We start from the raw sequence: 17,395 nt of genomic DNA, 5'->3' as shown, positions 1-17,395 counted from the left end.
CCTTTATAACATTTCTAAGAATCGGTCTGATATAATTTGCGTATCTTCAGGAGTACGGCAAATAATCAAACATGTATCGTCTCCACAAATTGTTCCTAATATTTCATCCCAATCCAAATGATCAATTAATGCGCCAATCGCATTTGCATTTCCCGGTAATGTTTTCATCACCAACATATGCCCCGCTGAATCAATTTTTACAAATGCGTCCATAAGAGAGCGCTTTAACTTTTGTAAGGGATTAAAACGCTGATCTGCAGGCAAGCTGTATTTGTATCGACCGTCCATCAAAGGCACTTTGACTAAGTGCAGTTCTTTAATATCACGAGAGATTGTTGCCTGTGTTACATTAAAACCTTGGTTTTTTAAAATATCTACCAATTCATCCTGTGTTTCAATATCATTATTCGTGATAATATCACGAATTTTAATATGTCTTTGCCCTTTATTCATGTTGGCACCTCACATTAATATGTAATCTTTTTTTTGTTTTGTTGTTTATAAGTCTTTCACTAATTAAGTATCATAATGTGTTCAACTTGATTATGCACCTTTTGTATAAAGAGTCATAATCAAATCGCCAATGCTAAGTCTTTGCTTAACATTGGCCATTATTACTTTTTCTCTTTTAACGTCTTATGTGCTTCTTCAACTACTTCGCTCACAGTAAGCGGAGCTTGATTTTCACCAAGTTCACGCTCGCCTTTCCAGCGCAGGTGGAGAAGAAATTCGATATTTCCATCTCCTCCCGTTATCGGTGAATACGACATGTTATATACATCGTATCCTTGACGAAGGGAGAAATCCACCATGCCTTGAAGAACTTCTTCATGCACTTTTGAATCACGCACGATTCCTTTTTTCCCAACTTGCTCTCTTCCAGCCTCAAACTGTGGCTTAACGAGCGCAACAACATCGCTGTGTGGAACAAGAAGTGTTTTTAACACAGGAAGAATGAGTCTTAAGGAAATAAATGATACATCAATAGAAGCGAATTCAGGCAAGCCTCTTGATAAATCAGCTGGCGTCACATAACGGAAATTGGTTCGTTCCATTACTTCTACTCGTTCATCTTGACGAAGCTTCCAAGCTAGCTGATTATAGCCTACGTCTAGCGCATAGGACATCTTCGCTCCATTTTGAAGCGCACAATCGGTAAAGCCTCCAGTAGAAGAACCAATATCAATCATGATTTTATCCGCTACATGGACATTAAATTCTTTAATCGCTTTTTCAAGCTTAAAGCCGCCTCTGCTGACGTAAGGCATCACTGCACCTTTAATTGTCAGCGGCGTATCGCGTTCAATTTTCTCTCCCGGCTTATCCAAACGGACTTCATTCGCATAAACGAGTCCTGCCATCACTGTACGCTTTGCTTTTTCTCTTGTTTCAATCAAACCTCGTTCTACTAATAATACATCTACTCGTTCTTTTTTTGTCACTTAACTTCAAGCCTCTTTTGTGTTGGTGTTACGAGTTTTTTAACTCGATTTATAATCTCTTCTTTGGTTAAGCCAATTTCTTCTAAAAGTTTTGTTACGCTGCCGTGCTCGATAAAGCGATCTGGAATCCCCATACGTTCAACGCGCGTATCATAATAGCCGTGCTCTGATGCAAACTCTAACACCGCGCTTCCAAAACCGCCTTGAAGTACCGCTTCTTCTACCGTAATCACAGGCTTACTAGTTTGGAAAATCTCATGAAGCATTTTTTCATCCAACGGTTTAATAAAACGAGCATTTACCACTTTGACGCTGATTCCTTGCTTCTCAAGTTCTGCTGCTGCATCCATCGCCATTGAAATCGTTGTACCAAACGTTAAAATGGTTGTATCTGAACCTTCTTTTAATACGTCCCATGTTCCGATCGGAATGTTTTTCAATTCTGAATCTAGTTCAACACCTAATCCGTTTCCTCTGGCATAGCGCATAGCAATCGGACCTTCTTCATAAGTCAAAGCAGTGTGAACCATGTGCTGGCCTTCATTCTCGTCTTTTGGCATCATAATAACAAGGTTAGGCAAATGACGTAAGAATGCAATATCAAACACGCCTTGATGCGTTTCACCATCAGCACCTACTAGCCCAGCGCGATCAATCCCAATAAATACATTTAGCTTTTGACGGCAAATATCATGAACCACTTGATCGTATGCACGCTGTAAAAACGTAGAATAAATAGCTAAAAAGGGCTTCATATTTTGAGTTGCAAGACCTGCTGCCATTGTTGTTGCATGCTGCTCTGCAATCCCAACATCAAACATGCGATGTGGAAACTCTTTTTGAAATGCTTCGAGTTTTGAACCCACAGGCATTGCTGGTGTTACGGCTACAATGCGATCATCTTCCCTAGCCATCTTCAATACCGTATCACTTACTAGTTTACTCCAAGCAATCGGAACATTTTTGTCTTTAATAAAGTCACCGGATTCAATTTTGTAAGGGCCTGTACCATGCCATGCTCCGCTTTTATCGCTTTCCGCCGGCAAGTAGCCTTTCCCTTTTTTCGTAATAACGTGAATCAGCACGGGACCTTTTGTTTTCTTTGCATATTGTAACGTTTCCAATAAATCATCATAGCTATGGCCATCAACTGGGCCTAAATACGTAAAGCCAAGGTCTTCAAAGAACATGCCTGACACGACCATATACTTTAGACCATCTTTTACACGTTCTGCCGTTGCCGCAAGCTTACCGCCTACTGCAGGCACTTTTTTCAGCAAGACTTCAAGCTCATCTTTTACCCAGTTGTATTTGCCTGCCGTGCGCAAACGTCCTAGAATACTGTGTACAGCTCCCACGTTAGGAGCGATAGACATTTCATTGTCATTTAAAATAACGGTCATATCCGTTTGCTCGTGCCCGATGTGGTTAAGCGCTTCAAGAGCCATACCACCTGTTAAAGCTCCGTCACCAATGATGGGAACAATATGAGCTTTTGTTTTTTGCAAATCTCTTGCAGCAGCCATTCCCATTGCGGCTGAAAGAGATGTAGAACTATGTCCCGTTTCCCATACATCATGTTCACTTTCGTCACGCTTTGGAAAACCGCATAATCCTTTATATTGACGGATTGTATCAAACTCTCCCGCTCGTCCTGTTAAAATTTTATGGACATACGACTGATGCCCCACGTCCCATAAAAATTTATCTTTTGGGCTGTCAAATACTTTATGGAGTGCAAGCGTTAACTCAACAACTCCCAAATTCGGCCCTATATGACCGCCAGTTGCAGAAAGCTTTGTAATTAAAAAACGACGAATCTCTTCACTTAGTTCTTCTAATTGTGTTACTGACATTTTCTTTAAAAACTCAGGATTTTTTATCGTTGTAAGATCCAAGGTGGATCACTCACTTTCGTACTTGTTATAAAGTTACCTTAATACATTGTCTATTGTTTTATACGTATAGTCAATTTTTAGTATTTCCTTATTACTTACAATACCTTTGATATTCTATCAGTAAACCAGCGATATTCAAAGGAAAACAGTGAAAAAATAGCCGCTAACACAAATGTGATAACGGCCACCAAGATATTGTATATGTCTTTCAAACCTATGCACTACGCTTTTATACAGTAGTAAAATCATTATAGCATAGCCCCTATTGGGACTCAATCTTATTTTACTGTATCACTCAAAAAACCTGACAGAGATCGTCATTAACTATCACGTTTTGCTATATATAAACAAATTTCTTCTAGTAATCCGTGCTTAATTTGAGCTTGACGTAACGAGAGAAGTGCTTGTTCAACATGATACTGTAACTTTTCTTTGGCCGCTTCCATACCTAATAAAGAAGGATATGTCGTTTTTTCATTTTCTGTATCACTGCCAATTGGCTTTCCTAATTTTTCTTCAGACCCTTCCACATCCAAGATATCATCTTGAATTTGAAACGCTAACCCTACATGCTTACTGAATTCTTCTAATAATTCTTGCTGTAAAGGCGTAGCTTTTGCAAGAATAGCTCCTGCTTTTACACAAAACCCTAGCAGCTTCCCCGTTTTGTGAAGGTGAATATATTCAAGCTCATCTAGCGTGAGCTGCTTTTTTTCGCCTTCCATATCCGCAACCTGTCCGCTGATCATACCTTCTGTTCCGCTTGCTTTTACCAGTTCTGTAATGAGCTGAAGCTTCATATGTGATGTAATCTCAGGATGTGCCGCTTCAGAAATGAGCTGAAAGCTATTTGTTAAAAGAGCATCTCCAGCTAATATAGCGGTTGCTTCGCCGTACACCTTGTGATTCGTTGGTTTACCTCTTCTTAAGTCGTCATCATCCATGCTAGGTAAATCATCGTGAATGAGAGAATATGTATGAATCATTTCCACTGCACATGCTGTTTCTAATCCCATGCTCTCGTCTTTTCCAAACGCATGTAGCGTGGCAAACAACAGCACTGGGCGAAGTCGCTTTCCTCCTGCCGTAAGCGAGTAAAGCATGGATTCCTTTAAGTTAACCGGAGCATGTAATGCTTTTACCACTTCAGGCAGGCGTGTTTCTACTCGATCTTTTGTAAAAGAAATATACTCTTTTAAATTCATTTCATTCACCATCACTCTTCCTCCTGCACCGAGAATGGCTCAAGCGTTCCGTCTTCACGTAAAATAGTTTCCATTTGCTTTTCAATATGCTGAAGACGATCGTGACAGAATTTTGAAAGAGTCATTCCTTCTTGGAATTGTTGAATTGCTTCTTCTAAAGGCACGTCGCCTTCTTCTAGCTTGTTTACGATGGTTTCTAACTGCTCCATCGCCTCTTCAAACGTATACTCTTTATTTGTCGCCATTTTTCATCGCTCCTCTATTTTCGAAACTTCACACTGCAACTGTCCATCGGTCAAACGAACGTTTACCATATCGCCTTTGGATACTTGTTTGGTTGATTTAATTAACTCTTTTTCTTTATCGTATACTAAGCTGTAGCCTCTTTCCATTGTTTTTAATGGACTAAGCGTATGTAATTTTGACGTTGCCGTTGCAAATAAAAGCTGTTTTTGCTTTAGCAGCTGCTGCATCTCTTTTGTCAGCATTTTCGTCAGCTGCTGTTGACGCTCCGCTGCTTTCATTAACTGATGCTCGGGGTGATTGCGCAACAAAGCGGCTGTTAGCTGCTCGTAGTTCGTCCGTTTATCTTCAATGTACCTTCTGCCTTCACGATAAAAACGCTCCATCAACTGATCTAACTGTTGCTCTTTTTGCTCGACCAACTTTTGAGGATAACGAAAAGCATATGATTTCTGGGATCGTTCAAGCCTGCGGCTACTAGACTGAAGCATTTCTTTCATCGAACGAAGAAGACGGATATTTCGCTGAGTCAATCTTTCTGTAATTTCACTGATATGAGGCACAGCCAATTCCGCAGCACCCGTTGGAGTAGGAGCGCGAAGATCTGCTACAAAATCTGCAATTGTAAAATCGGTTTCATGTCCAACCGCTGAAATAACAGGAATAGTAGAAGTGAAAATTGCACGAGCAACGCTTTCTTCGTTAAAAGCCCAAAGCTCTTCAATTGACCCACCACCGCGGCCAACAATCAATACGTCTGCTTCTTTACGACGGTTTGCTTCTTCAATTGCCTTAATGATAGACGGTGCCGCATTCACTCCTTGAACAAGAGCGGGCATAACAATAATGTTCGCGTTATATCTGCGCTTTAATGTCGTAATAATATCACGTACGGCTGCTCCAGTTGGAGATGTAATAACACCTATTGTTGTTGGATACTTCGGCAGTTTTCGTTTCCTAGCAGGATCAAATAAGCCTTCTTTTTCCAGCTTTTTTTTCAGCTGTTCGTAGGCCAAGTATAAGTTTCCAACGCCATCAGGCTGCATTTCTTTTACGTACATTTGATAATTTCCGCTTGGTTCATAAACCGAAATTTCAGCTCGAATGAGTACATTCATTCCTTCTTCAGGCTGAAAATTAAGCTGCCGGTTATGCCCAGCAAACATAACGGCTGCGATACGAGCATTTTGATCTTTCAAGGTGAAATACATATGTCCCCGACTATGACGTTTAAAGTTAGAAATTTCTCCTTTAATCCATACATCTTGCATGTGAGGGTCTACATCAAACTTGCGCTTAATGTATCGTGTAAGAGCCGTAACGGTTAGATAACGCACTTCACTCATCGTTTTGCCTCCTTTGCAGTCACCCTCTCCCCTTTGTATAAAGGAGAGAAGCATTTTGGTCACTTGATTTGGCAAGATGAACCTTTATTTAGATAAAGTTGTTAACACTTTAGACAATACGCCATTGATAAACTTGCTTGATTGATCATCGCCAAACGTTTTCGCTAATTCAATCGCTTCATTTAACGTAACGCTCGTAGGAATTTCTTCTTCATACTTCATTTCGTATACGGCAATACGTAGGATAACGCGGTCTACAGTAGCTACACGATCTAACGTCCATTTTTCTAAATGATTGCGTAAAAGTTCATCAATTTCTTGCTGATGTTCAACCACACCTAGCACGAGACTTTCTAAAAATTGATCAGACTTTTCATTTTGTACAACATTTCCGATTGCCTCCATTGGCTCGGTCTGCCCTAAATCATGCTGAAATAGTGCTTGTAATGCTTTTTGGCGTGCTGTATGTCTTTTCATTATTTTTGCTCCTTTATTTATCTTCTTCAACTAGTATACCTAGATAATAGCATAGTTTATGATACGATACTTCATTGTTCTTAGACGAAGTTTGTAGAACACGAAAAAGACCGTCTTTATGACGAGACAGTCTTTTTCACTTTACCATAGCTTGTGTTGAAAAGGAACAAGTAATCATACGTTATTCCATTTTAGCAACAGCCGTTAGGTCAACGTTTGTTTTATTCAACTTCTTCAATATCAGTTTTTTGCGTATCAAACTGAATCCCTACGATATGAATGTTTACTTCATCGAGATCAATAGCTGTCATATTTTTAAGGGCTTGACGAATGTTATCTTGTACTTGTTGCGCTACGTTTGGAATAGACACTCCAAACTTCATCATACAAAATACGTCTACTTTTATCCCGTTTTCTGTTAAGTCCACTTTTACACCTTTACCGTGGTTTTTCTTTCCTAGTTTCTCCACAACGCCAGCTGCAAAATTTCCTCTCATTGCAGAAACGCCTTCTACTTCAGAAGCAGCAATACCCGCAATGACTTCAATAACCTCAGGAGCAATTTCTACTTTGCCAAGAGAATTTGGGTGTTCTTCCATTTCTAATACATGATTTTCATTCATGTACAGCACCTCCTATAGTTTATATTATACTAAGAATTCATTACGTCATATAGCTCAAGAAACTTCGTGTTGAATTCACCGCTAACAAATTTTTCATGATTTAATAGTTTTTGGTGAAAAGGAATAGTGGTTGCAACGCCGTCGATAACAAATTCATCTAACGCGCGCTTCATTCGTTCAATAGCTTCCTCACGAGTTGGCGCATGAACAATCAATTTAGCCACCATTGAATCATAGTAAGGCGGGATTGCATAGCCCGGATATGCAGCAGAGTCTACGCGCACTCCGTAGCCACCTGGCGGCAAGTACATTTGAATTGTACCTGGTGATGGCATAAAGTTTTTCTCTGGGTTTTCCGCGTTGATTCGGCACTCAATTGCCCATCCGTTAAATGTCACTTCTTCTTGCGTAAACGGTAAAGTTTCACCATTTGCCACTTTGATTTGTTCTTTAATTAAGTCAACTCCTGTCACCATCTCTGTAACAGGGTGTTCTACTTGGATACGCGTATTCATTTCCATGAAGTAAAATTTGTTTTCACGGTAATCATAAATGAATTCCACTGTTCCGGCTCCTGTGTAATTAACGGCTTGAGCAGCTTTAACAGCAGCGTCGCCCATTAATTCACGCGTTTTTTCGTCTAACGCTGGAGAAGGCGTTTCTTCAATTAATTTTTGAAGACGGCGTTGAATCGAGCAATCACGCTCTCCTAAATGTACAGTATTCCCATGAGAATCAGCCAACACTTGGATCTCAACGTGACGGAAATCCTCAATGAACTTTTCAATGTACACACCAGGGTTACCGAAAGCTGTAGCAGCTTCTTGCTGTGTAATTGTAATACCTTTAATAAGCTCTTGTTCATTTTTCGCAACGCGGATTCCTTTTCCTCCGCCTCCTGCCGTTGCTTTAATAATAACAGGATAGCCAATATCATTAGCGATTGACATACCGTCTTCCACTGACTCTACAATTCCAGTTGAACCAGGAACAATTGGAACACCCGCTTCACGCATCGTTTCTCTCGCTACGTCTTTTGTTCCCATTTTGTTAATGGCTTCAGGACTTGGTCCTACAAATGTAACGTTACACTCTCTGCATAGCTCTGCAAAATCAGCGTTTTCAGCTAAAAAGCCGTATCCAGGGTGAATAGCGTCACAGCCCGTTAGCATCGCAACACTCATAATGTTTGTAAAGTTTAAATAGCTGTCTTTAGATGACGTTGGTCCAATACAATACGCTTCGTCTGCTAATTGTACATGCAAAGAATCGCGATCAGCTTGAGAATGAACAGCTACTGATTCTACACCTAACTCTTTACACGCTCGAATAATTCGAACCGCAATTTCTCCTCGATTCGCAATTAATAGCTTTTTAATCATATTTACCGCTCCTTATTCAGGCTTTACTAAGAAAAGAGGTTGACCGTATTCTACAAGTTGTCCACTTTCAACTAATACGTCAACGATTTCACCTTTAACTTCTGCTTCGATTTCATTAAATAATTTCATTGCTTCTACGATACATACAACCGAATCTTTTTGTACTTTATCTCCAGGAGTCACGTATACATCTGATTCTGGCGATGATGACGCATAGAAAGTCCCTACCATCGGAGATGTAATTTTATGTAAGCTTTCATCAACCGCTGGGGCCGCTTGTTCTTCTTTTGGTTGAGCAGACTGTGCTGCTGGGGCTGGCGCTGGAGCCGCTGCTGCCTGCGGTGCAGGTACTGCCGCTTGTTCAGGTGCCGAAACCACTACTTGCTGTGCTTGTTTGGAAACAATTGCGTCTTTTTTCTTCATCTTGATTTTGGAGCCTTCGTGCTCATAGGTGAACTCCTCGATTGATGATTGATCAACTAGTTTAATGATCTCACGGATCTCTTGAATTTTTAACATATTGAACACTCCTACCTCATGAAAATAGAATTCTCTACAATGTTAATAATACGACAGATGGCTACAGCCATTCAATTCGTTTGGCAAACATTAAAAAGAAGTTCCACTTACTCTATAATAACTTTTTAGCGTTATCGTTTTATAAATGGAAACATAGCTTTACAGATGACAACACTTATGAAAACGTTTGTCACCTAGTACTAATATAAGATTATGAAACCTATTATAACCGAAGTAAAAAAAGAAAGCCATGTTAAAATTTTTACCGTCTCGCTTAGATTTTAGTCATTTCATAAAAAAAGAAGTGTAAACAACCCCAATTTACGGCTGTTTCACACTTCTTTTATTCCCTTTATTTAGTTGGTTGAAACTCTACCGCTACTTCTTTTGGACCCATTTCTTTTTTGACTAGCTGAATGATTTGATTTGCTTTTGTTTTTGAGTGTTTTTCTGTCTTAACCGTAATTTGTACTTGCTTTCCGTCTGCTCTTACTAGCGCGTCACTGTATCCTTTTGCTTTAATTAATGTTTCCAGCGTGGCTTCTTTTTCCCCAAGCTTTGATAATTCATCAATTTTATCCATCGCCTTGCTTACTTCCGCAGGCGTCACATTTTTTGATGCAGCTACTTCTTGATACTCTTCTTTTAATTGACTTCTTTCATCATTTAATTCCAAACGAAGAGCCGTAAATAGCTCGTCGCTATCTGTGCTTGATACAACCGCTGATTCTTTTGCATTTTTAGCCGTTTCCTTCTTTACATCTCCTGCTGAACCTTCAGTTTTTGAATCTTCTTTTGTTCCTGATTTCTCATCTGTCTGTTGTTTTGTATCTTCTGCAGGAGCCTTGTCATCAGCCTGCTTTTCGCTCTGTTTTTCATTGTCTACTAGCGCAACATTACTCTGAGGATTTTCTGGCGTTGTCATATAATACACCGATAACACAACAACTAAACTTAACATTGTTAATAACCAAACCGTTTGCTTTTTTAATAACATATTCATTTCCCCCTCATCCTTTTTTCGCTAATACTGCTACTCTATGACTTGGTATATCGAGCGCTCTTGTCACGGCTTCAATAATAGATTTCTTTACCTCGATATTATCAGCTCCTTTAGCTACAACTAACACTCCTCTTACTTTTGGCTTTTCGGTTTTAACTACAACAGGCTTTTCTTGTTCTCCACTTCTTACAATGACCAGCTGTTCGTCTGTTGAGGAATCTTCAACTTTACGAGTCCCTCCTTCACGGTCTGTTTCGTTGGTCGTTTGCGATTTTGTGACGCTGTTTTTTTCATATATTTTGGATTCTGTTGCATCTAGGTTCACAATTACTTTTACCTTACTTACGCCTCTAACTTGATCCAAAATATCTTTCAATTCTTCCTCATACCGCTCTTCATAGCCTGTCATTGTTGTTGTCTTTTTAGAGCTAAAAGCGGGAACATCCTGTGATACCGGTGGTGCGCTGGTTTCTTTGCTTGCACTCTTTAGTAATCCGCCTGAATTCATAGATGTTGTGAGTGAGTTGCTAAATACCATAAAGATAACGCCTGCAGCTAGTAAAATGCCTATATACATTAACTTTGAAGGTTTCTTCGTAGTTGATGACTGTTTAAGTGAAAAGAACCGCTGAAAAAATGATGGGTCACCTTTTTCTGGCTTTTGACTCATTTCGTGTCTCCCTCCTCCATATTCACAACAACTTGGCCTTGTTTTACATCCCATTTTGCTGCTAAATAGTTGGATAATTTCTTGGATTCTGTTGGTTTGTTTGTTTCGATCGGTGTGGAGGTATCAATAGAAATAACTTTCACAGCTGAAACAACCTCGGAATCATCCGATGCTTTTTTACTTACGGCAACTGAAATGGATTTAATATTATCAGCGGTAGGTTCGTCGTTCGGCTTTTTTGTTTCAATGTGAATTCGATCAATTGCTACACCATACTGATCCATCAACTCCTCTTTTACATCTGCCTCCATTTGGACAGCCATTTGTTCTAAAATATATGCACGTTGTGAAGCTTGTATTTCTTTTTTCTGATTTTCTATTGAATTTTCTACCTGCTGATCGGATCGAATAGATGATAAGCTAAGTGATTTCAGCATTTGATTAACATCCACTTTGAAAATTTGAAAAACGGGTGTAATAATAATCAGCATTAAAAGAAGTCCAACCACCAGCTTTGTATATTTTTGAAAACTAGAATTGGGCAATAGTAAATTAATAATGGTAGCTAATAAGATAAAAAGAACGATATTAGTAATCCACGTCGTTAAGGCCTGCAATTTCTTCACCTCACCATCATTGTGACGTTGCTCGCTGTAATGATGACCGTTAAACATAAGAAAAACATAAGCGAGACAACCGCAAGCGCCGCAAAAATATAGATGACGCTTTTACTGATAATGCTCAAGCAGGAAATAACCGGCCCTCCTCCAATGGGTTGAAGAAGAGCTGCTGCTAGCTTATAGATAAAAGCAAGCGTTAACACTTTAATAGCCGGAAACGCGACGATTAACAGTAAGACTGCTACTCCAGCAATCCCTACTGAATTCTTTAATAGAAGCGAGGCACTGATGACTGTATCAGCCGCATCTGTGAACACACGCCCTACAACAGGTATAAAGTTCCCTGTGACAAACTTTGCCGTTCGAATTGTAATACCGTCGGCAACAGCTGAGGTAGCCCCTTGAACGGACAACACTCCTAAAAAAACAGTTAGGAATATTCCGAGCACGCCAATGCTTATATTTCTCAACAGCTGAGCAAGCTGTGTAACCTTATGTTCATCTGAAATCGTACTCACAATGCTAAGCAGTGCTGAAAGAAAAAGCAGCGGCATCACTACGTATTGAATAAGCAAACCGCTTGTGTTCATTAAAAACAAAATCATCGGATGAAAAAAGGCTGCCGATACAACTCCTCCTGATGATGCCATTAAGGCAAGCAGCAGCGGCACCAGAGCTAAAATGAATTTGGTCATGGTCTCAATCGCTCCCGTTGCATAAGAGATAGCAATTTGAAAACTATTAAGAGCAATGATGATCAAAACCATATATACAAGCGCATACGCTACTTTACTTACGGTTTGCTGATTAAACGCACTTTGGAGTGTTTGTAAAAACACGCTAAAAACCGTTAGCATAATGAGTGTACCGAGGAGTTTTCCATTCGCTAATACTTCATGAAATAAAAACTTTACAAGACCTCCTAGCCATTCTTTAAGAGAGAACTCTTTTTCTCCTTTTAAAAAATCGACTAAACTTCCCTTCTGACTCTCGGGTAAAAAGCCGCCGTATTGGGTAATAATATCGTCCCAAAACTGTTTGACTTCATCGATACCGAGCTTATCAATTTGTTCATTGACAAGTTCTTGCTGCTTCGGGGGTTCGGAAGCTTGTACATTTTCTGGAAAGAAAAAAAAGAGGAACAAAAGAAGAGCGAGTATATTCACTTTAAACGTCCACCGCTTCATTTCGTCACCTCATATTAAGTAAAATTAATTGGGCAGCATTGAAATAATCGTTTCAATAATGACCGTTAAAATAGGAATTGCCATGGAGAGAATCAGCACTTTTCCACCTAATTCAATTTTAGAAGCAATGGCACCTTGCCCTGCATCTTTCGTAATTTGAGCACCAAATTCGGCGATATAGGCGATACCAATAATTTTCAAAATGGTTTCCACATAAATCATGTTAACGTGGGCATTAATCGACAGCCGCTCGACCATCTTAATAATTTCGTAGATTTGATCAATTAAAAAAAGAAAGATCACGGATCCCACGAATACAACAAGTAAAAAAGCAATAGGTGATTTATGTTCTTTTAAAATAAGAGCCAAAAACGTAGCTACTAACCCTAAGCCCACAATTTGAAGCATTTCAATGGCAACTCACCCCTCTACCCTTGAAATAAAAAAACCGATTTGATTTTTTGAAATAAGTCCTCTACAATCGAAGCAACCATAAATAAAATATAAATAAAACCGATGAGGGTAACCCAGTTCGCGTAATCTTTTTTTCCCATCTGTTCGAGTACGGTGACTAAAAAAGCTACGACGATACCAATCCCAGCAATCTGAAAAATGGTGTTCATATCAATTCCCACATTCAATCCTCCTCTATCGCTACATCAATAGAATGACCAGTAGCAATCCAGATAGAAAGCCTAAACTTTTAACCATTTTTTCATAGCGATTCTGCTTATCAACTGCATCTTGTTCTTCGCGTTCAAGATGATTCAGCGTCAGTAAGATATGCTTTTGCTGCGAATAACGATCATGCTGACCAAGCGTTTCACCAAATTGTTTTAAGATTTCTAGTTCTCCCGTTTTAAGTGCGGTTTGTTTCCAAAATTGGTCCAACGTCTTTTCCCAAGCTTCCTTGACACTTTCAGTACCTTCTTTTAATTTCATTGAAAACTCATTAAATAAAGAAGCCAAAGGATTAGGAAGCTGTAGAGATAACAAATGAGCAACTTCTTGAAGAGGCCGATTGCTGTACATAATTTCTGCTTCTAACGACCTCAGAGCCGTTTTTAATTGCCTGAGCTGCCTAGGTCTTGCACTAAGCTGCTTTGCAAACTCAAATCCTGTGTAAGTGGAAGCAAATAAGATAAAGATGGCACCAAACAGTTTCATACACCATCACCCTTTACTATTTTCAATAAGCGACTTTTCAGTGGACGTTTTCATGGAATTATAGTGCTCATCGTAGATAGCCTTAAGTGTTCCAGGACCTCGGCTGTTCGATAGCACAACATACCTTTTGAATACGTGAAGTTTCATTAAAGCTTGCAAAGTGGGACGCTTCATTAAATCGTCAATGTCATAGCCATGAACAGTCATAATGACACGAACGCCAGCATTAACCGCTTCAAGCACGGCCTTACAATCTTCTTCACTTCCCACTTCATCCACGATCAGCACATCGGGGCTCATAGAGCGAATCATCATCATCATGCCTTCAGCTTTCGGACAGCTATCTAATAAATCCATTCTAGATCCGAATGTATGCTGAGGAACCCCTTTAACAGCCCCAGCAATTTCTGATCGTTCATCTACAATTCCCACTTTAAACGGAGGAATCTTAGAGCGCTCTATGCCAGTACTTATTACTCTGGCTAAATCGCGAATCATGGTTGTTTTTCCTGTTTGAGGAGGTCCTATAATGACCGTACTTTGCCAATAGCGATTGTATAAAAAAGGAATAAGCTGATTCGAAATACCAATCTTTTGTTTAGCAATCCGGATATTAAAGGATGATACATCTCGAATCACACGAACCTGTCCATTTTCCGTTACAACTTTTCCCGCTAGCCCAACCCGGTGCCCGCCTTCAATGGTGACATATCCTTTTTTCAATTCTTCTTCAATCATATAAATCGAAAACTGACTTAATTTATTTAAGATAAATAAAGCATCTTCTGCACTTGGAAGATACGATTCGAAATATGGCTGATTGTTGATTGTAAATTCGACAGGTCTTCCTATGCGCACTCGAATTTCTTCTAGTACATGAGAATGGTTTGTGACATAAAATTCAACAGTCTTTTTTAAATTAGGCGGAAAGATTGCAAGTATTTCGTTTAACATATTCATCCCCTCATATTTGAACTCACTTCAATGTATTATAAGCTTGACCATTTTATGCCTACCTTTTATTTAAAAACACCGATTAAAATGAAGAGCACTCCTACTACAATCATGATTAATTTCCCAAAAGATAATTGATCGGCTACGGACACTAAACCTATGGTAAAAGAACTCACCATTACAATCGGACCAACAAGCGCTAACATTCCATTAATCATTAACGCCTTTTTCACATCATTGTTTGTGACAATTAAAATAGCGGCAATAAACTCAATAAATGAAGAAATAAATCGAAGGCACGCCATCGTTAATACCGTACCGTTTAAATGATCCAACCACTGCTTCATAAGCCCCTCCTATACCTCTGCGTTGTTTAGTACAACCTATGCAAAATAAGGAAGAGTTAGCACAAAAAACATACAAAAAAGGCAGAGAATGATTCTCTGCCTTTTTTGTATGTTTGCAGCTTGCTTACACGATCCAATTACGCGCGTGATACGTAGCTGCTGTCTGTTGTGTTGATAATTAATACGTCGCCTTCGTTTACGAAGAACGGAACGTTTACTGTTAAGCCAGTTTCTACAGTTGCCGGTTTTGTACCGCCAGAAGCTGTGTCACCTTTAATACCAGGTTCAGTTTCTGTTACTTTAAGCTCAACTGTGTTTGGAAGTTCAACACCTAATGTCTCACCTTGGTACATCATAATTGCTACTTCCATATTCTCTTTTAAGAATTTTAGCTCATATTCAATTGCACTTGCCGGAAGCTCTAATTGCTCATAAGACTGGTTGTCCATGAATACGTGCTGATCGCCGCTTGCATATAGATATTGCATTTTACGGTTATCAATTTGGGCTTTCCCTACTTTTTCACCTGCACGGAACGTTTTTTCTTGCACAGCTCCTGTACGAAGGTTACGTAGTTTTGAGCGAACGAATGCAGCGCCTTTACCAGGCTTTACGTGTTGGAAATCCATTACACGCCAAATACCTCCGTCTACTTCTACTGTCAAACCTGTACGAAAATCATTTACTGAAATCATGAAGAAATCCTCCTACATTTTATAAAATAATGAACTCTTTTGATGAGTGCGATAATGCCTCATTACCTTCTGCTGTGACGATCGTATCATCTTCAATACGAACGCCCCCTAAGTCTGGTATGTAAATACCTGGTTCAACGGTTACAATCATACCTGGCTGCAGTACATCTGTAGATTTCACAGAAAGTGATGGGCCTTCATGTACTTCTAACCCTACGCCGTGACCGGTCGAATGTCCAAAATACTGGCCGTATCCGTGTTCTGTAATATAATCACGCGTTAGCGCATCTGCTTCTTTACCCGTCATACCTGCTTTGATGCCGCTCATTCCGTTAAGCTGCGCTTGCAGTACGACATTATAAATTTCTTTTAGCTTATCACTTACTTCACCGACGGCAAATGTTCGTGTGATATCTGAACAGTAACCATTATAGTATGCGCCAAAATCAAGCGTTACAAGTTCGCCTTTTTCAATGACTTTGTCAGAAGCAACACCATGGGGTAAAGCCCCGCGATGCCCTGAAGCAACAATTGTATCAAAAGATGAAGATGTTGCGCCTTGTTTTCTCATAAAGAACTCCAGTTCATTAGATACTTGAAGCTCTGTTAAACCAGGACGAACAAAGGTTAAAATATGTTCATATGCTGCATCTGCTATTTTTGCAGCTTCCTTTAATATCTTAATCTCTGAGTCACTCTTTATCAAGCGTAAGTTTTCGATTGCGTGCGAGATTGGAACAAGTTTCGCGCCGATATGCTTATCAAATAATTGATGCTGTCCATATGTAACATAATTCTGTTCAAAACCAAGCTTTTTAATTCCAAATTGTTTCACTACATTCGCTACTTCTTCTACAATAGGACCCTTGTGCTGAACGATATCAAAACCTTCTGTTTGACTAGTTGCTTGTTCAACATAACGAAAATCTGTTACAAATGCCGCTTTGTCTTCAGAAATAATAACGACACCAGCAGATCCTGTGAAATTGGTCATATAGCGCCTGTTATACTCACTTGTAATTACAACACCGTCCACATTCAACTTTGAAAACTGTTTGCGTAGTTTTTCGATTTTCATTTTATTTCCCCCTTAATTGTAAAAGTGCCTGCAGGGCAAGCTCATATCCATATAAACCTAACCCGACAATTTGACCATGTGTAACAGGTGCCGTCACCGAATGGTGGCGAAACTCTTCACGCTTATGTACGTTCGAAATATGCACTTCAATAACAGGAACAGATATACTAGCAATCGCATCTCGAATGGCATAACTGTAGTGAGTAAAAGCACCAGGATTGATCATAATCCCATCAAATTTTTCATCCGCTTCATGAATCCAGTCGATAATTACACCTTCGTGATTAGACTGTACGCACTCAACTTCTATCCCATGGTCTCTGCCTGCTCGCTGAAGTTTCTCTTCAAGATTTTGAAGATTATCTGTCCCATATACCGCTGGTTCGCGTACGCCTAAACGATTTAAATTAGGACCGTTTATTACTAAAATCTTATTCATCTTAATTCAACACTCTCCCCTACTACGAACCCTTTATGCAGCTCACTCATGTGAATTTGCACTTTATTTTTCTTTTTAAATCATTATATAGAATATATTA

General features: G+C 39.5%; 22 protein-coding genes. All 22 read right to left on the bottom strand.

Features of this window, described 5'->3' with window-relative positions; translation table 11 throughout:
- Positions 1–3 precede the first annotated feature (3 nt).
- The 22 genes from ahrC to aroQ all read right to left on the bottom strand — a co-directional run bounded on the left by ahrC (position 4) and on the right by aroQ (position 17,295).
- A complete protein-coding gene (ahrC, locus tag ACFX4R_RS16575) occupies positions 4–453 on the bottom strand; it encodes a transcriptional regulator AhrC/ArgR (protein WP_013059136.1) in 450 nt (149 codons plus the stop codon).
- 161 nt (positions 454–614) lie between these two features.
- Complete coding sequence (locus ACFX4R_RS16570; RefSeq protein WP_013084988.1) at positions 615–1,442, bottom strand: TlyA family RNA methyltransferase; 828 nt, start codon at positions 1,440–1,442, stop codon at positions 615–617.
- Positions 1,439–3,340 carry a 1-deoxy-D-xylulose-5-phosphate synthase gene (gene dxs, locus ACFX4R_RS16565; RefSeq protein WP_013059138.1) on the bottom strand — a complete coding sequence of 634 codons (1,902 nt, stop codon included), beginning with the start codon at positions 3,338–3,340 and terminating at the stop codon, positions 1,439–1,441. The genes ACFX4R_RS16570 and dxs overlap by 4 nt, the downstream gene beginning before the upstream one ends.
- Before the next feature lie 320 nt (positions 3,341–3,660).
- Positions 3,661–4,557, bottom strand: coding sequence for a polyprenyl synthetase family protein (locus ACFX4R_RS16560; protein WP_013059139.1), 897 nt, complete (start codon positions 4,555–4,557; stop codon positions 3,661–3,663).
- Positions 4,557–4,790 (bottom strand): exodeoxyribonuclease VII small subunit, encoded by a 234-nt coding sequence (locus ACFX4R_RS16555; protein ID WP_013059140.1) that lies wholly within the window; start codon positions 4,788–4,790, stop codon positions 4,557–4,559. The genes ACFX4R_RS16560 and ACFX4R_RS16555 overlap by 1 nt, the downstream gene beginning before the upstream one ends.
- 3 nt (positions 4,791–4,793) lie before the next feature.
- Complete coding sequence (xseA, locus tag ACFX4R_RS16550; protein ID WP_162214963.1) at positions 4,794–6,134, bottom strand: exodeoxyribonuclease VII large subunit; 1,341 nt, start codon at positions 6,132–6,134, stop codon at positions 4,794–4,796.
- Between the two features lie 84 nt (positions 6,135–6,218).
- Positions 6,219–6,611, bottom strand: a complete 393-nt coding sequence (gene nusB / locus ACFX4R_RS16545; RefSeq protein ID WP_013059142.1) for a transcription antitermination factor NusB — start codon at positions 6,609–6,611, stop codon at positions 6,219–6,221.
- A 221-nt stretch (positions 6,612–6,832) separates the two neighbouring features.
- On the bottom strand, positions 6,833–7,234 hold the full coding sequence (locus ACFX4R_RS16540; RefSeq protein WP_013059143.1) for an Asp23/Gls24 family envelope stress response protein: 402 nt from the start codon (positions 7,232–7,234) through the stop codon (positions 6,833–6,835).
- A 29-nt stretch (positions 7,235–7,263) separates the two neighbouring features.
- Positions 7,264–8,616, bottom strand: a complete 1,353-nt coding sequence (gene accC / locus ACFX4R_RS16535) for an acetyl-CoA carboxylase biotin carboxylase subunit (RefSeq protein WP_013084993.1) — start codon at positions 8,614–8,616, stop codon at positions 7,264–7,266.
- Between the two features lie 12 nt (positions 8,617–8,628).
- Positions 8,629–9,135, bottom strand: coding sequence for an acetyl-CoA carboxylase biotin carboxyl carrier protein (gene accB, locus ACFX4R_RS16530; protein WP_043976256.1), 507 nt, complete (start codon positions 9,133–9,135; stop codon positions 8,629–8,631).
- A 352-nt stretch (positions 9,136–9,487) separates the two neighbouring features.
- Positions 9,488–10,132, bottom strand: a complete 645-nt coding sequence (locus ACFX4R_RS16525; RefSeq protein WP_013084995.1) for a SpoIIIAH-like family protein — start codon at positions 10,130–10,132, stop codon at positions 9,488–9,490.
- Between the two features lie 13 nt (positions 10,133–10,145).
- Entirely contained in the window at positions 10,146–10,808 is a 663-nt protein-coding gene (gene spoIIIAG / locus ACFX4R_RS16520; protein ID WP_013084996.1) for a stage III sporulation protein AG, read from the bottom strand.
- Positions 10,805–11,425: a stage III sporulation protein AF gene (gene spoIIIAF, locus ACFX4R_RS16515; RefSeq protein WP_013059148.1), complete on the bottom strand. Its 621-nt coding sequence runs from the start codon at positions 11,423–11,425 to the stop codon at positions 10,805–10,807. The genes spoIIIAG and spoIIIAF overlap by 4 nt, the downstream gene beginning before the upstream one ends.
- Before the next feature lie 5 nt (positions 11,426–11,430).
- Positions 11,431–12,615: a stage III sporulation protein AE gene (spoIIIAE, locus tag ACFX4R_RS16510; RefSeq protein ID WP_013059149.1), complete on the bottom strand. Its 1,185-nt coding sequence runs from the start codon at positions 12,613–12,615 to the stop codon at positions 11,431–11,433.
- Positions 12,616–12,639: 24 nt separating this feature from the next.
- On the bottom strand, positions 12,640–13,023 hold the full coding sequence (gene spoIIIAD, locus ACFX4R_RS16505; RefSeq protein WP_013059150.1) for a stage III sporulation protein AD: 384 nt from the start codon (positions 13,021–13,023) through the stop codon (positions 12,640–12,642).
- A gap of 20 nt (positions 13,024–13,043) precedes the next feature.
- The gene (gene spoIIIAC / locus ACFX4R_RS16500; RefSeq protein WP_013059151.1) at positions 13,044–13,250 is read right to left on the bottom strand and encodes a stage III sporulation protein AC; all 207 of its coding nucleotides are present in this window, start codon (positions 13,248–13,250) and stop codon (positions 13,044–13,046) included.
- A 19-nt stretch (positions 13,251–13,269) separates the two neighbouring features.
- Positions 13,270–13,782, bottom strand: coding sequence for a stage III sporulation protein SpoIIIAB (gene spoIIIAB, locus ACFX4R_RS16495; RefSeq protein WP_013059152.1), 513 nt, complete (start codon positions 13,780–13,782; stop codon positions 13,270–13,272).
- 6 nt (positions 13,783–13,788) lie between these two features.
- A complete protein-coding gene (spoIIIAA, locus tag ACFX4R_RS16490; RefSeq protein WP_377569963.1) occupies positions 13,789–14,736 on the bottom strand; it encodes a stage III sporulation protein AA in 948 nt (315 codons plus the stop codon).
- Between the two features lie 65 nt (positions 14,737–14,801).
- Positions 14,802–15,083 (bottom strand): YqhV family protein, encoded by a 282-nt coding sequence (locus ACFX4R_RS16485; protein WP_013059154.1) that lies wholly within the window; start codon positions 15,081–15,083, stop codon positions 14,802–14,804.
- Positions 15,084–15,220: 137 nt separating this feature from the next.
- Positions 15,221–15,778, bottom strand: a complete 558-nt coding sequence (efp, locus tag ACFX4R_RS16480) for an elongation factor P (protein ID WP_013059155.1) — start codon at positions 15,776–15,778, stop codon at positions 15,221–15,223.
- A 19-nt stretch (positions 15,779–15,797) separates the two neighbouring features.
- Positions 15,798–16,856 carry a M24 family metallopeptidase gene (locus ACFX4R_RS16475; protein WP_377569961.1) on the bottom strand — a complete coding sequence of 353 codons (1,059 nt, stop codon included), beginning with the start codon at positions 16,854–16,856 and terminating at the stop codon, positions 15,798–15,800.
- 1 nt (position 16,857) lies between these two features.
- Positions 16,858–17,295, bottom strand: a complete 438-nt coding sequence (gene aroQ, locus ACFX4R_RS16470) for a type II 3-dehydroquinate dehydratase (RefSeq protein WP_034648945.1) — start codon at positions 17,293–17,295, stop codon at positions 16,858–16,860.
- Positions 17,296–17,395: the final 100 nt, after the last annotated feature.

Source organism: Priestia sp. YIM B13490, from assembly GCF_042787735.1.
Taxonomy (GTDB): Bacteria; Bacillota; Bacilli; order Bacillales; family Bacillaceae_H; genus Priestia; species Priestia megaterium.
The sequence above is the reverse complement of the archived record's forward strand: the minus strand, read 5'-3'. Positions and strand labels throughout refer to the sequence as shown.

Bases quoted from the DNA above. Each gene is read 5' to 3' on its own strand.
- ahrC (WP_013059136.1), bottom strand. From the start codon at position 453: ATGAATAAAGGGCAAAGACATATTAAAATTCGTGATATTATCACGAAT.
- ACFX4R_RS16560 (WP_013059139.1), bottom strand. From the start codon at position 4,557: ATGGTGAATGAAATGAATTTAAAAGAGTATATTTCTTTTACAAAAGAT.
- ACFX4R_RS16555 (WP_013059140.1), bottom strand. From the start codon at position 4,790: ATGGCGACAAATAAAGAGTATACGTTTGAAGAGGCGATGGAGCAGTTA.
- xseA (WP_162214963.1), bottom strand. From the start codon at position 6,134: ATGAGTGAAGTGCGTTATCTAACCGTTACGGCTCTTACACGATACATT.
- nusB (WP_013059142.1), bottom strand. From the start codon at position 6,611: ATGAAAAGACATACAGCACGCCAAAAAGCATTACAAGCACTATTTCAG.
- ACFX4R_RS16540 (WP_013059143.1), bottom strand. From the start codon at position 7,234: ATGAATGAAAATCATGTATTAGAAATGGAAGAACACCCAAATTCTCTT.
- accC (WP_013084993.1), bottom strand. From the start codon at position 8,616: ATGATTAAAAAGCTATTAATTGCGAATCGAGGAGAAATTGCGGTTCGA.
- accB (WP_043976256.1), bottom strand. From the start codon at position 9,135: ATGTTAAAAATTCAAGAGATCCGTGAGATCATTAAACTAGTTGATCAA.
- ACFX4R_RS16525 (WP_013084995.1), bottom strand. From the start codon at position 10,132: ATGTTATTAAAAAAGCAAACGGTTTGGTTATTAACAATGTTAAGTTTA.
- spoIIIAG (WP_013084996.1), bottom strand. From the start codon at position 10,808: ATGAGTCAAAAGCCAGAAAAAGGTGACCCATCATTTTTTCAGCGGTTC.
- spoIIIAE (WP_013059149.1), bottom strand. From the start codon at position 12,615: ATGAAGCGGTGGACGTTTAAAGTGAATATACTCGCTCTTCTTTTGTTC.
- spoIIIAD (WP_013059150.1), bottom strand. From the start codon at position 13,023: ATGCTTCAAATTGTGGGCTTAGGGTTAGTAGCTACGTTTTTGGCTCTT.
- spoIIIAB (WP_013059152.1), bottom strand. From the start codon at position 13,782: ATGAAACTGTTTGGTGCCATCTTTATCTTATTTGCTTCCACTTACACA.
- spoIIIAA (WP_377569963.1), bottom strand. From the start codon at position 14,736: ATGTTAAACGAAATACTTGCAATCTTTCCGCCTAATTTAAAAAAGACT.
- ACFX4R_RS16485 (WP_013059154.1), bottom strand. From the start codon at position 15,083: ATGAAGCAGTGGTTGGATCATTTAAACGGTACGGTATTAACGATGGCG.
- efp (WP_013059155.1), bottom strand. From the start codon at position 15,778: ATGATTTCAGTAAATGATTTTCGTACAGGTTTGACAGTAGAAGTAGAC.
- ACFX4R_RS16475 (WP_377569961.1), bottom strand. From the start codon at position 16,856: ATGAAAATCGAAAAACTACGCAAACAGTTTTCAAAGTTGAATGTGGAC.
- aroQ (WP_034648945.1), bottom strand. From the start codon at position 17,295: ATGAATAAGATTTTAGTAATAAACGGTCCTAATTTAAATCGTTTAGGC.